Source organism: Alcanivorax sp. 24 (assembly GCF_004360225.1).
GTDB classification, from domain to species: Bacteria; Pseudomonadota; Gammaproteobacteria; order Pseudomonadales; family Alcanivoracaceae; genus Alloalcanivorax; species Alloalcanivorax xiamenensis.
In genome coordinates this window covers 45,850-58,869 of the sequence record NZ_SNUA01000006.1, presented here as the reverse complement: position 1 = coordinate 58,869, position 13,020 = coordinate 45,850, and the positions used below count along the sequence as shown (strand labels likewise).

Annotated in this window: 13 protein-coding genes; 2 read left to right on the top strand and 11 right to left on the bottom strand. The window is 64.5% G+C overall.

What is annotated here, in order from left to right; translation table 11 throughout:
- Window positions 1-139: 139 nt before the first annotated feature.
- The 3 genes from secB to E0L37_RS09940 form a co-directional block, all read right to left on the bottom strand.
- Entirely contained in the window at window positions 140-607 is a 468-nt protein-coding gene (secB, locus tag E0L37_RS09950; RefSeq protein ID WP_133491768.1) for a protein-export chaperone SecB, read from the bottom strand.
- Window positions 608-698: 91 nt separating this feature from the next.
- A complete protein-coding gene (gene grxC / locus E0L37_RS09945) occupies window positions 699-953 on the bottom strand; it encodes a glutaredoxin 3 (protein ID WP_133491596.1) in 255 nt (84 codons plus the stop codon).
- Window positions 954-969: 16 nt separating this feature from the next.
- Entirely contained in the window at window positions 970-1,386 is a 417-nt protein-coding gene (locus tag E0L37_RS09940; protein WP_133491595.1) for a rhodanese-like domain-containing protein, read from the bottom strand.
- Window positions 1,387-1,460: 74 nt separating this feature from the next.
- On the opposite strand from E0L37_RS09940, the gene E0L37_RS09935 reads away from it, so the two are divergent.
- Both E0L37_RS09935 and E0L37_RS09930 read left to right on the top strand, forming a co-directional pair.
- Window positions 1,461-2,645, top strand: coding sequence for a murein hydrolase activator EnvC (locus tag E0L37_RS09935; RefSeq protein ID WP_133491594.1), 1,185 nt, complete (start codon window positions 1,461-1,463; stop codon window positions 2,643-2,645).
- Window positions 2,646-2,697: 52 nt separating this feature from the next.
- Entirely contained in the window at window positions 2,698-3,987 is a 1,290-nt protein-coding gene (locus E0L37_RS09930; RefSeq protein WP_133491593.1) for a S41 family peptidase, read from the top strand.
- A gap of 141 nt (window positions 3,988-4,128) precedes the next feature.
- Here E0L37_RS09930 and glp read toward each other — a convergent pair whose 3' ends face one another.
- From glp to nirB, 8 genes are all read right to left on the bottom strand, one after another.
- Window positions 4,129-5,364 (bottom strand): gephyrin-like molybdotransferase Glp, encoded by a 1,236-nt coding sequence (gene glp / locus E0L37_RS09925; RefSeq protein WP_133491592.1) that lies wholly within the window; start codon window positions 5,362-5,364, stop codon window positions 4,129-4,131.
- A gap of 188 nt (window positions 5,365-5,552) precedes the next feature.
- Window positions 5,553-6,482: a bifunctional molybdenum cofactor biosynthesis protein MoaC/MoaB gene (moaCB, locus tag E0L37_RS09920; protein ID WP_133491591.1), complete on the bottom strand. Its 930-nt coding sequence runs from the start codon at window positions 6,480-6,482 to the stop codon at window positions 5,553-5,555.
- Window positions 6,479-7,006, bottom strand: coding sequence for a molybdenum cofactor biosynthesis protein MoaE (locus tag E0L37_RS09915; protein ID WP_236564097.1), 528 nt, complete (start codon window positions 7,004-7,006; stop codon window positions 6,479-6,481). Before E0L37_RS09915 ends, moaCB begins: the two co-directional genes overlap by 4 nt.
- Before the next feature lie 2 nt (window positions 7,007-7,008).
- Window positions 7,009-7,257 carry a MoaD/ThiS family protein gene (locus E0L37_RS09910; protein WP_133491590.1) on the bottom strand — a complete coding sequence of 83 codons (249 nt, stop codon included), beginning with the start codon at window positions 7,255-7,257 and terminating at the stop codon, window positions 7,009-7,011.
- Window positions 7,257-8,261 (bottom strand): GTP 3',8-cyclase MoaA, encoded by a 1,005-nt coding sequence (moaA, locus tag E0L37_RS09905; RefSeq protein WP_133491589.1) that lies wholly within the window; start codon window positions 8,259-8,261, stop codon window positions 7,257-7,259. Before moaA ends, E0L37_RS09910 begins: the two co-directional genes overlap by 1 nt.
- A gap of 2 nt (window positions 8,262-8,263) precedes the next feature.
- Entirely contained in the window at window positions 8,264-8,857 is a 594-nt protein-coding gene (gene mobA / locus E0L37_RS09900) for a molybdenum cofactor guanylyltransferase MobA (protein WP_133491588.1), read from the bottom strand.
- On the bottom strand, window positions 8,857-11,553 hold the full coding sequence (locus E0L37_RS09895) for a nitrate reductase (RefSeq protein WP_133491587.1): 2,697 nt from the start codon (window positions 11,551-11,553) through the stop codon (window positions 8,857-8,859). Before E0L37_RS09895 ends, mobA begins: the two co-directional genes overlap by 1 nt.
- The gene (gene nirB, locus E0L37_RS09890; RefSeq protein WP_133491586.1) at window positions 11,550-13,016 is read right to left on the bottom strand and encodes a nitrite reductase large subunit NirB; all 1,467 of its coding nucleotides are present in this window, start codon (window positions 13,014-13,016) and stop codon (window positions 11,550-11,552) included. Before nirB ends, E0L37_RS09895 begins: the two co-directional genes overlap by 4 nt.
- Between the last annotated feature and the right edge of the window lie 4 nt (window positions 13,017-13,020).

Genomic DNA, 13,020 nt, shown 5'->3' with positions numbered 1-13,020 from the left:
GAGGTCTTCGAGGTAACCGGGCAATACGGGAGCCCCCGCCGAAGCAACGTTAAAAATTGCTCCCGGCAATTTTTTATTTCCGCAATGCCCGCAGCCCCGGGTTTTGACTTTAGCGTCCGGCGTCTGGCGCCCGGCTCATTTACTGAACCGTCAGGCTCTCGCTGCCTTCTTTCTGCTGCTCACGCTGCTGCTGGTACAGAGCATCGAAATTCAGCGGCTGCAATACCATTTGCGGGAAAGACGCCTTGGATACCAGATCCGACACCACTTCGCGCACGTACGGGAACAGCAGGTTGGGGCAATAAGCGCCGAGCAACTGGTTGCGTTCCTCACCTTCGATACCGACCAGAGTGAAGATGCCGGACTGTTTTACTTCCACCAGGTAAAACGTCTTTTCTTCCGCCTCGTCCTTGGCGGTCACGGTTACCGTCACTTCCACTTCATACTCATTGGAGTCACCGAGCCGGCGGGCGTTGTTATTCAGTTGAACATTGACCTTCGGCTTCCACTCCTGCAGGAAAATCTCCGGCGCGCCCGGGCACTCGAAGGAAGCATCCTTCAGGTACACGCGCTGCAGTTGAAATACTTTTTCCTGTTGATCCGCCATCATTATCTCCATGGTTTGCAGGGCCACCCCCGGCGACCCGTGTTATTCGGCATGCCCGGCATCGCCTGGCCAACCCTTACCCTTCTAGCGACTATTGGTTAAGCAATGCGTCCAACTCGCCCGCCCGTTCCAGGGCGAAAAGCTCATCGCAGCCTCCGACGTGACGCGTCCCGATCCAGATTTGCGGCACGGTACGCCGGCCGCTGCGTTCCATCATCTCCTGGCGCCCTCCGGCGACATGGTCCACGTCGATTTCATGAAGCCGCGCCGCCTTCGACACCAGTAAACTTTTGGCCCGCCGGCAGAAAGGACACCAGGAAGTGGTGTACATTGTCACCTCGGTCATAGTGTCACCCCGGCCATCAGGCTTTCACCACCGGCAGGTTATCATTGCGCCAGGCGTTGATGCCGCCCTGAATACGGTAGAGGTTGGGAATCCCCTTGCCGCGCAGTTGACGCCCCAGGTGTGACGACTGATTGCCCATTTTGCAGGCCAGAATCACCGGCCGGTCCTTGTAGGCCTGCAGCTGCGAGAGCTGGTCCATGACCTGACCGGCGGGGATATTGACACTACCAGCGATGTGGCCGGCGCGGAACTCCTCGCTGTCACGCAAGTCGATGATCACGCCCTTTTGCTGGTTGATCAGATTGGTGGCCAACTGCGGGCTGATGGGCTTGCCGCCGCGCCGGGACTCAATCGTGAAGAAAACAGCCCACAATAGAAAGAAGGCGGAGACCAGAAGGTAATGGTTGCTGGCGAACTCGATCAAACGATCCATGGTTACGTTCCTGCCGAGGTAAAATCGGCGCCAAGTATACACATCGGGGGCCGGTTACGGTAAAACCCGCTGCCATGAGACGTCTTTTTCCCCTGCTCCTGCTGTTGAGCCTGGTGGCCCGGGCGGACGATCCGTCCCCCGAGCAACTGGAAGCCCTGAAGGAGCGCATCCGCGAGCTGACCTCGGCTCAGAATCGGGACCTGGAGCGCCGCGACGATCTGCAGGCGAAGCTGCGCGACACCGAAAAACGCATCGGCACCCTGGGCCGCGAACAACGCCACCTGGACCGGGAAGTTCAGGACGCGGAACAGCGCCTGGCCGAGACCGAACAGCGCCAGGCCGAACTGGCGGCGGAGAAAAAGGTGCAATTATCATGGCTGGCCCGCACCGTGCGGACCAGCTACCAGGCCGGCCGGGAGGAGCGCATCAAGCTGCTCCTCAACCAGGAAGACCCGGAGCGGGTAGCCCGGTTGTTACGCTACCAGGAATACTTCCAGCGCGCGCGGCGGGATCGCCTGGTCAATCTGGAAGGTGAACTGGTCGACCTGCGTCAGGTGGCCCGGGAAGTGGCCGAAGCCCGCGCCGACCTGCTGGACCGGCGTACCGCCCTGGCCCGGCATCGCGAGGAGCTGGAGGCCGCCGGCCGTGAACGGGAGAAGGCGCTGGCCGCCCTTGGTCAGTCATTGGAGAACCGCGGCGGCCAGTTGAGCAGCCTGCGCGCGGATCAACAACGCCTGGAGCGTCTGCTGGAGCAGATGCGCCAAGCCGCCGAACAGGCGGCACGGGAGAGCGCCCCAAGCGGGCCTAGCCGCCCCGCCGCGAGCAGCGGCACCCCCTTCGGCAAGCTGGCGGGCGGTTTGCCCTGGCCGGTGCACGGCCCGGTGCTGACCAGCTACAACAGCCGCCGGGAAGGGGAACTACGTTGGACCGGCGTGATTCTGGGCGTGGACGAAGGCACTCCGGTGCAGGCCGTACACCCGGGACGAGTGGTATTCGCCGACTGGCTGCGTGGCTTCGGCCTGCTCATTATCCTCGATCACGGTGACGGCTACCTGACACTCTATGGCTACAATCAAAGCCTGCTGCGCCAGGTCGGTGACCAGGTCGCCACCGGCGATGTGCTGGCACTGGCGGGCCGTTCCGGCGGCAACAGCCGCAGCGCGCTGTACTTTGAAATCCGCCATCGCGGCAAGGCGGTGAACCCGGCGCGCTGGTGCGACCGCCGTGTTACACTGCCGCCCATTGCCCGTAACGACTGATCGACCGTAACAACTGATCGCCCGCGCCAACTGACGCCAGGATTAGAGCCTCATGTTGAAACTGCCTCACGCTGTTCTGCGCCATACCCTGCTCGCTCTTGCTCTTTCCGTTCCCACCCTGCACGCCGCCACTCCCGAGTCCCTGGACGATCAGGCTCGCGAAGCCGGCGTACCGGTGACCCAGTTGCGGGCCTTCGCCGAAGTGCTGGAACGGGTGCGCGGCGCCTATATCGAGGAAGTGGACGAGAAGGAGCTGCTCAACGCCGCCATCCGCGGCATGCTCTACGAGTTGGATCCGCACTCCGCTTACCTGACGCCGGATCAGTTCGAGGACCTGCAGACCACCACCACCGGCGAATTCGGCGGCCTGGGCCTGGAAGTGACCATGGAAGACGGCTTCGTCAAGGTGGTCACCCCGATTGACGATTCCCCCGCCGCCCGTGCCGGCATCCGCGCTGGCGATCTGATCCTGAAAATCGACGACACTTTCGTCAAGGGCCTGAGCCTGGAAGAGGCGGTGGAGAAAATGCGCGGCGAGCGTGGCTCCAAGGTGTCCCTGTCGATCCTCAGCGAAGGAGAGGAGCAACCGCGCACGGTGGTACTGGAGCGGGACCGCATCAAAGTACAGAGCGTGAAACAGGAAGCCCTGGAGCCCGGCTACGGTTATATCCGCATCTCCCAGTTCCAGAACAACACCGGCATGGAGACCGGCAAGGCGCTGGAGAAGCTACAAAAAGAAGGCAATCTCAAGGGACTGATCCTGGACCTGCGCAATAACCCGGGCGGAGTTCTGGACGGCGCCGTGCAGGTGGCGGATCTGTTCCTCAACAAGGGGCTGATCGTTTACACCCAGGGCCGTGACGAGGCCAGCCGTAACGATTACCGCGCCCACGCCGGTGACCAGCTTCAGGGCCTGCCGCTGGTGGTGCTGGTGAACGGCGGCTCCGCCTCCGCTTCGGAGATCGTCGCCGGCGCCCTGCAGGATCAGGGGCGCGCCGTGATTGTTGGCAATCGCACCTTCGGCAAAGGCTCGGTGCAGACGGTCCTGCCGATCAGCGGCGACAGCGCGCTGAAACTGACCACCGCCCGTTACTACACCCCCGAAGGACGCTCGATCCAGGCGGAAGGCATCGTTCCCGACATCAAAGTGGAAGTGGCCAGCGTCAAATTGCTCAAGGAACACCTGCCACGGGAGGCGGACCTGCCCCACCATCTGATGAACCAGAATGGCGAGAACGGGCCAGCGGAAGAACCGGAAGAAGAACCCCTGGCCAGCCGCGACTATCCACTGTCCCAGGCGCTGTCGATTCTCAAGGGGATTACGCTGGCGGGGAAACGCTAGAGAAGACCCTTCCCACAGACTGGCCTACGAAGCCGCTGTGGGAAGCGGCCTTGGCCGCGAATGCCCCCCATTCGCTTGCAAGCAAGCTTCCCACAGCGGCTTCGTGGCAAGCTCTGAATTCATCTTTCCAGTCACCCGATATCATTTCAGTGCCAGCCAGCGCACCACCGAATCCGCCCTCCAGGCGTCATCACCGGCCGGCACCCAGGCCAGCACATCGGCGGCCATCAGGTTGGACAGCATATGCGACGCCTGACGCGGTAACGGCGCCAGTGCCGTGGCACCGGTGAGGGGGTCGGTTTGCAACCGCATACGCAGCCACTGATCGCGGCGATCGTCCGGACGCGCGTCTTCGAGTAAGCGGGCATGGCCCCAGGGCGGCCCCGCCGGATCGCCTTCCAGTACCCGCAGCACTTCCGCCACGTGCACCGTCAGCCCCACCAGCACCGCCGCCGGATTGCCCGGCAACCCGATCAGCGCGGTGCCTTCCCGGGTCCCGAACCACAGCGGCTTACCCGGCTTTTGCGCCAGCTTCCAAAAGTGCCGTGTCACCCCGAGCCGTTCCGCCACTTCCGGCACATAATCCCGGTCGCCCACGGACACGCCGCCAGTGGTGATAATCACGTCCGACTCCGCCAGCGCCTGCTCCAACGCCTGGCAAACGTCCTCGAAACGATCCGCCACCGCCTGGCAGCGCACCAGCGGCTGCCCTCGCTGCGCCAGCCAGCCACGCACCAGCGGACCGTTGGCGTCATAGATTTGCCCAGGCCTCAGCCGCTCCCCCACCGGCCTGACTTCGTCGCCGGTCACCAGCACCGTCACCCTGGCTTTCGGATACGCCTTCACGTTCGCCACGCCGGCCATGGCCAGTGCCGCCAGCCGGCCGGCGTCCAGCCGTGTGCCGGCCGCCGCCAATTCGGTACCGACTTGCAGTTCCTCACCCTGGTGTCGCAGATCCGTGTCCGGCGCCACCACGCGATCCACGCGGATGGCGTCCTCCTCACGGACCACCCACTCCTGACGCACGATGGTATCGGCCCCCGGCGGTACCGGCGCGCCGGTCAGAATGCGCACTACCGTCTCTCGGGCCAGGGCGGCGCCGGCGCCTTGCCCGGCCGGGTTTTCACCGCTCAACCGTAAGCGGGCCGGGTGCTCCGTCGTGGCGTTCGCCAGGTCCGCGCTGTGCGCCGCATAGCCATCCACCGCGCTCTGATCGAACAGCGGCAGATCCACCGCCGCCCGCGCCGGTGCCGCCAGCACCTGGCCCAAAGCCTCTTCCACCGGACAGTCACTGGCCGATAACGGCGCCAACACGCGCCGGTACGTGGCCAGAGCCTCGGCCACCGGCAGCAGTCCCGGCGTGGTACCGCATCCCATCAGAGCGTCTCCTTCAATCTGGTCTTGGGGATAGGAATTCGGCCATATTCGCTGCCAAGGCAGCTTCCCACAGAGAAAGCTACGGAGCCGCTGTGGGAAGCTGCCTTGGCAGCGAATATGGCTCTCTTCCAGGAAAAGACCTCGATCTCTTTGCGGCCGGCGTCAAACGTCCCGCGCCACTGCGCTTATCACTGATAACCGCCCGGATGCGGGCGGCCGGCCCGGCACACTTCCAGCAGATGCACCAGCCCTGGCAACAGCGCCGCCAGCGTCTCCTCCGCGCCGCGCCGGCTGCCCGGGAAGGTCACCACCACGCTCTCTCCGGCCAGGCCGGCAATGCCTCGGGACATCATGGCGTAGGGAGTGCGACGCTGACCAAAGTCCCGGGCCGCTTCCATTACCCCGGGCAGTTCGGTGGTCAACATGGGTTGCACCGTGTCCACGGTGCAATCGCGGGGACCAACGCCGGTGCCGCCGACAGTCACGACCAGCGCCGTGCCTTCGGCCAGCCGTGCCCGCACCGCCTCGCGCAATTGCTCCGGCTCATCCGGCAACACCTGATAGTGCACCGGCTCAAAACCGGCGGCGGCCAATCCTTCTTCCACCGAGCGCCCGGCGGTATCCGGTTTGCGGCCCGCGGCCACGGTGTCCGACAGCACGATCACCGCGGCGCTCATCGGCGCACGCAGATAGCGACGGAACTGGGACTTGCCACCGGTTTTTTCCAGCAAGCGACCGTCGGTAATTTCCAACTGATCCGGGCGGCAATGTGGCTTGAGCATGTCGTACAAGGTGAGCGCCGCCATCTGCGCGGCGGTAAGCGCTTCCATCTCCACTCCGGTGGGGCCAATGGTTTGCACTTCGGCCAGGATCGTCACCTGCTCCTCACCCAGTTCGAACTCCAGTTCAGCGCGGTGGATCGGTAGCGGGTGGCATAGCGGCAGCAATTCGTCGGTGCGCTTGGCGGCAAGAATGCCGGCGATGCGAGCGGTCTTCAGGGCATCGCCTTTGTCGGTGTCGCCACGGCGCAGGCGCTCGATGCAGTCCTGAGGGGCCCGCAGCCGACATTGGGCGCGGGCGCTGCGGAACGAGTCCGGTTTATTACTGACGTCTTTCAAGAATGGTCTCCATCACAATGGTGGACCCGGTGATGGTCCGGGTGAACGTCACGCTGATTGTCCGAATGAGCATCGGAATGGGTGTCCGGGCGAATGCAGCAACCCTGGACATAGGCGCTGCTGCCGTCGGTATAAAATTCTTCTTTCCAGATCGGCGCCTGATGCTTTACCTCATCGACCAGATAACGGCAGGCCTCGAACGCTTCCGCCCGGTGCGCGGCTCGCGCCACGCAGACGATCGCCACGTCACCGATACGCAGTGCGCCCAGGCGATGCACTACCCGGCAATAGCTCAGCCCAAAACGCTCACGGGCCTGCTGCTCGATCTCGGCGATGCGTTTCTCCGCCAACGGCACGTAGGCGGTATAGCGCAGGCTCTCCACCGGCAATCCCTGATGATGGTCACGCACGGTGCCGGCGAACAGCGCCAAACCGCCGCACTCCGGGTACTGATCCAGCGCCAGCAACGCGTCGATGGCGATCGGCTGTTCGGTCAAGTGCGTCCGGTTACTCGAATCCGTCATGGTCATCCCCCCGCCACCGGCGGCAACAGCACCAGGTGGCCGTTTTCCGGCAGCGGGTCGGAACGCAACAGGACGTCGGTATCGCGCACCGCCGCGCACTGCTCCAGGCGCGGTTGCAGGGCCGGACACTGATCGGCCAACAGCACCAGGGCCTCGGCCACCGTGGCCGGCGCCGTTTCCGCGGCCAGCGTGATACGTTCCCCGCCCGCCAGCGGGATCAGCTCACCGTAAAGTTCAAAGGACAGATTCATCAGCCTCCCATCCCGTGCATGGTGATTGGTCGGTCCACCGGCCCCGGCGTCGCCGCGTAGCCGGCGTCCTTGTACCAGACGCGTTGTTCAATGCGATGCCGCAGCCGCGCCTCGCTCTCCCCGCCGCGCAGCGGCGTCAGCAGATCATGCCCCTGGCGGGCGAACAGGCAAGTGTAAAGGTGCCCGTTGGCGGTCAAACGCAGCCGGTCGCAGTCGGCGCAAAACGGTTTGGTCACCGTCGAGATCACGCCCACGGTGTAGTCGTCATCGAGCCGGTATTCGGTGGCCGGGGCGGCGCCTCGCGCTCGAGCCTGGATCCGATAGTGATCAGCCAGGGTAGCGAGGATCCGGGCCTCGGACACCACCTGGTCCTCACGCCAGCGCCCCGGTTCATCCAAGGGCATATATTCGATGAAGCGTAGCGGCAGGCCCCGGACTTTTGCCCAGTGGGCCAGCGGCAGGATCTGGTCGTCGTTATACCCTTGAATCAGCACCGCGTTCAGTTTCACCGGCAGGCCGCTGTCGCGGGCCTTTTCGATCCCCGCCAGCACCGGCGCCAACCGGCGCCCGGTGAGCGCCTGGAAGCGGCCCTCGTCCACCGCGTCCAGGCTGATGTTCAAATCGTCCAGGCCCGCCTCGATCAGGTCATCAAGCAGCTCCGGCAAACGGGTACCGTTGGTGGTCATCGACAGCCGTTTCAAACCACGCTCACGCAACCCGGACAGTGCCGCCACGCATGCCACCACGTCCCTGCGCAGCAGCGGCTCGCCACCAGTCAGGCGCAGTTCTTCAATGCCGTTGTCCACGAACAGGGTCGCCAGCCGCAGCAGCTCCTCCCGGTTCATCAGTTCCCGCCCGGGCAGCCATTGGGGATGTTCCGGCATGCAATACCGGCAACGGAAGTTGCAGCGATCGGTCAAGGACAAGCGCAGCTTGCGTTTGATACGGCCGAAACGGTCCTGCAATGGCTCTTTTACTGACAACGGCTCAAAGGCTACGCCCATGATCAGTCTCCCCGGCTCAGACGGGCACAAGCGTCGGCCACTTCCGCGGGGTTGTTCAAACTCCACAGCGGCTCCGGCTGCACGTCGGAAAAGTCCACCGGCCGCGCGCCGATGGAGGCGAACCAGTGACGTGGCGCCCGCTCACCAAGCTCCAGCGCTTCGGCAAGCCCGCTCTCCAGATCGCGATTCAGCAGGCAGCACAAGTACTGCCCCTGACCATGCGCCTCAGCATACGCTGCCCGCAAGCCTTGCAGCTTGGCCTGGATCATTAAACGGGGCAGCAGATCGTCGGGCAAGGTCACCGCATCACAGGGGAGAATAAGAACCCACCGAGTGGAGGCAGTGCGTAACGCGGCCAGAATACCGGCCAGGGGCCCACGAAAATCCGGCCAGGGATCACTGACCACCGGCACACCCAATGCCTGATAGGCACGCAGATTACGATTGGCCACGATCAGTCTCGCCGTTCCGGCGGGCACCGCTTGCAGCACCCGCTCCACCAGGCTGCGACCCAATACCGGAATCAGGCCCTTGTCCACACCACCGAGCCGGCGTCCCTGGCCACCCGCGAGGATCGCAACGGTCACGTCCTCCATCACGCGCCCTCCGCCAATCTTGCCCCTTCGATCAGGGCGCGGATTTCCGGCTGGCAGGAGCCGCAATTGGTGCCCGCCCTGACGCAGCGCCCAACGCCCTCCACCGAGGTTAACCCGTTATCGCGAATGGCGTCGAGGATGGTATTCCGACCCACCGAGTAACAAGAGCAGACCGTGGCACCGACATCGTCGGCCGGATCCACCGACCGTCCCAGCTTGAGCCCGACGACATCCGCCTCGGAGACATCCTGCTTGCCGAAAACACGACTCAGCCAACTGCGTGAAGGCAGCTCCGCGCGCGGTGACAGATAGGCGCAGGCCAGCAAGCGTCCTTGCTCCAGAACCACGGCGCGATAGTCGCCGGCACTGTCCTCACCCACTTCCAGCCACTGCGTCTGCTCACCGAGCCCCAACAGCGCCCGGCTCCACAGATGCGGCGCCTCGAGCCGGCCCCGGCCGGCCAGTTCATAGCGCAGAAAACCGTCACCCTGGATACAAACCCAATAGGCCGGTGCCTCGCGGCCTTCAAATTGGAGCGGGGAACGGCTATGGACCACCCCGTGCCAATCCACCGGGAACGGCGACACCATCACTGGCGTGTGTTTGAATTCCGGTTCTCCGGAGAGCGGATCCACCACCGGGTTGACCAGCGCGCCAACGCGGGCATCCGACGCTCGCTGGTCATTCCAGTGAATCGGCACGAACACCGTCCGGCGAGGCTGGTCAGCGGTGCAACGCAACCGCGCCACCATCGCGCCCCAACCACTGGCCACGCGCACCAGGGCGCCATCCTGCACGCCGCACAACATCGCTTCGTAAGGATGCATTTCCACGAACGGCTCGGGCAGGTGGCTGGCCAGACGCGGGGCGCGGCCGGTGCGCGTCATGGTGTGCCATTGGTCGCGAATACGGCCAGTGTTGAGCACCAGCGGGAACTCGTCATCCACCGCATTGACCGGAGCACGGGGTGCGGTAGGCACCAGCCGGGCCTTGCCATCCCCATGGAAAAAGCGGCGGTCCTGGAACAGCCGGGGGGTATGTTCACCAGCTTGCGGCACCGGCCACTGGCACGGGCGCAGGCGATCATAGCCCTCGGCGTCGAGGCCCGCCAAACCGCCAATATGGAAAGCACGCCGCACGCCATCGTCGTCATTGCGCCAGGCCGACAGCCGCGCGTGTTCATCGAAAATTTGATGGGGTTGCTCATAGGCGAAGCCATCGAACCCCAGCCGCCGGGCCACCTCACTGACCGCCCACCAGTCCGGCTTTGCCTTTCCCGGTGCCGGCAGAAAGGCTTTTTGCCGGGACAGGCAGCGTTCCGAGTTGGTCACGGTACCGTCTTTCTCGCCCCAGCCCAGCGCCGGCAGCACCACCCCGGCCTCGGCGGCGGTATCGGTATCGGCAAACAGATCGGACACTACCAGTAGCTCGCATCGGCGCAGGGCCTCGCGGACCCGGTCGGCGTCCGGCAGGCTCACCACCGGGTTGGTGGCCATCACCCACAACGCTTTGATACGGCCTTCGTGTACCGCCTCAAACAAGTCCACGGCTTTCAAACCCGGTTCCCGGGCAATGCGCGGACTGCCCCAGAACTCCTGCACCAGTTGCCGGTGCGCCGGTTCATCCAGTTCCAGGTGCGCCGCCAACGTATTGGACAGGCCGCCCACTTCCCGGCCGCCCATGGCATTGGGCTGGCCGGTGATGGAAAACGGCCCCATGCCGGGCTCGCCAAGCCGTCCGGTGAGCAAGTGGCAATTGATGATGCTGTTGACCTTGTCGGTGCCGCTGGACGATTGGTTCACGCCCTGGGAAAACACCGTCACCACTTTACGGGTGCGCGCGAACAGGGCGTAAAACGCCTGCAATTGCGCCACCGGCACCCCGCAGGCCTTGGCGACCGCTTCCAGGCGGCCGCCACTGCCGCGGGCGACGGCCAGCGCTTCGGCGGCACCGCCGGTGTGGTTGGCGACAAACCCGGTGTCCACCACGCCGTGCTCTTCCAGATAGGTGAGCAGCCCGTTGAATAACCAAACGTCGGAGCCGGCTTTCACCGGCAAGTGCAGATCCGCCTGCTCGCAGGTGGCGGTGCGGCGCGGGTCCACCACCACGATGCGTTTCTCCGGCCGCTCGCGCCGGCTGCGCATCAGCCGCTGATAAACGATCGGGTGACACCAAGCGGTATTGGAGCCCACCAACACCACCAGATCCGCCTCTTCCAGATCCTGATAATTGCCGCCCACCAGATCTTCACCGAAGGCGCGTTTGTGGCCGGCCACCGCCGAGGACATGCACAGCCGCGAATTGGTATCGATGTTGGCGGTGCCAAGCCAGCCCTTCACCAGCTTGTTGGCGACATAGTAGTCCTCGGTCAACAGCTGGCCGGAGACGTAGAAGGCCACCGCCTCCGGACCATGCTGGTCGATGATACGGCGTAAGTCCGTGGCTACCCGGCCCAGCGCCCGGTCCCAGGACACGGTTTGCTCCCGTCCGGCCTGATCCCGCATCAGTGGCCGCAACAGGCGCCCTTCCAACCCCACCGTTTCCGCCAACGCCGACCCTTTCACACAAAGACGGCCATGGTTCGCCGGGTGATCCGGATCACCTTCGATGCGTAACCGGTTCGGCGCGCTCTCATCCCCGGGCGTGGCGATCACGCCACAGCCCACACCACAGTAGGGGCAGGTGGTGCAGGTCATGTTCCCACCTCCGCCAGCCCATCCGCCTCGACGCCGAAAGTGTCCAGCAGCGTCTGAACCATGGGCTCGCAACCGCCACAACCGGTGGCGGCGCCAGTACACTGCTTGATCGCCGCCAGATCACAGTGCCCCTCGGCGATGGCCTGGCACAAGGTTCCCTTGGTCACATTCTGGCACTGGCACAGCGTGGCGCTGTCCGGCAACCGGGTGACATCGAGGGCCGGCGCGGCCCCCTGGGCGGCGGGCAGGATCAATTGCTCCGGCGTTTCCGGCAACGCCATGTCATTGAGCATCAGTTGCAACAAGGTGTTGTATTCCCGTGCGTCGCCCACCAGCACGCCGCCCAGCAGGCGACGACCGTCCTCGCTGACCACCAGCTTCTTGTAAATCTGCTTGCGCTCGTCCTCGTAGCGATAACAGCAGGCTCCCGGCGTGCTGGCATGGGCATCCCCCAGGGACGCCACGTCCACGCCCATCAACTTCAATTTGGTGGACATATCGGCGCCGGTGAACGGTAGCGCCCGTGTTTCATCACGCCGATGCCGCAAATGACTGACGGCGGCGCGCGCCATCTCGTAACCGGGCGCCACCAGGCCATAGATGCGCCCGCCCCAGAGCGCGCACTCGCCGATGGCGTAAACATCCGGATCGGAGGTACGGCAGTGATTGTCGATGATGATCCCGCCGCGCTCGCCCACCGCCAGACCGGCGTCGCGGGCCAGCGTGTCCTGGGGGCGAATGCCGGCGGAAAATACCACCAGGTCCGCTTCCAGGTGCTCGCCATCGGCGAAGTTGAGACGGTGACGGTAGAACTCCCCGTCAATGATTTCCGTGGTGTTCATGCCGGTATGCACGAACACGCCGAGCTGTTCGATCTTGCGGCGCAGCAGCGCGCCGCCGCCATCGTCCACCTGCACCGCCATCAGGCGCGGCGCGAATTCCACCACATGGGTTTGCAAGCCGATATCGCGCAGGGCTTTGGCCGCTTCAAGACCGAGCAGGCCACCGCCTATCACCGCGCCCACTTCCGCATCCCGCCCGGATGCCATGATCGCTTCCAGATCCTCGATGGTGCGGTACACCAGGCAACCGGCGCGGCCACGCCCCGGCACCGGCGGCACGAACGGGTAGGACCCGGTGGCCAGCACCAGCTTGTCGTAGTCCAGCGTGGCCCCCTTGGCGGTCCGGATCGTCTTGCTCTCCAGATCGATGCTGTCGGCGCCCTCACTCAAACGCAGCTCAAGGCCGTGGCGTTCAAAAAAACGCTCCGGCACCAGGGACAAGTCCTCGCTGCTGCGTCCGGTGAAAAATTCCGACAGGTGAACCCGGTCGTAGGCCGGGCGCGGTTCCGCGCATAACACCGTGACCTGATAACGGTGATGCAGCCCGTCCGCCACCAGATGGTCCAGATATTTCTGCCCCACCATGCCGTTCCCAATCACCACCAACCGTTCCTGTTTCATCACC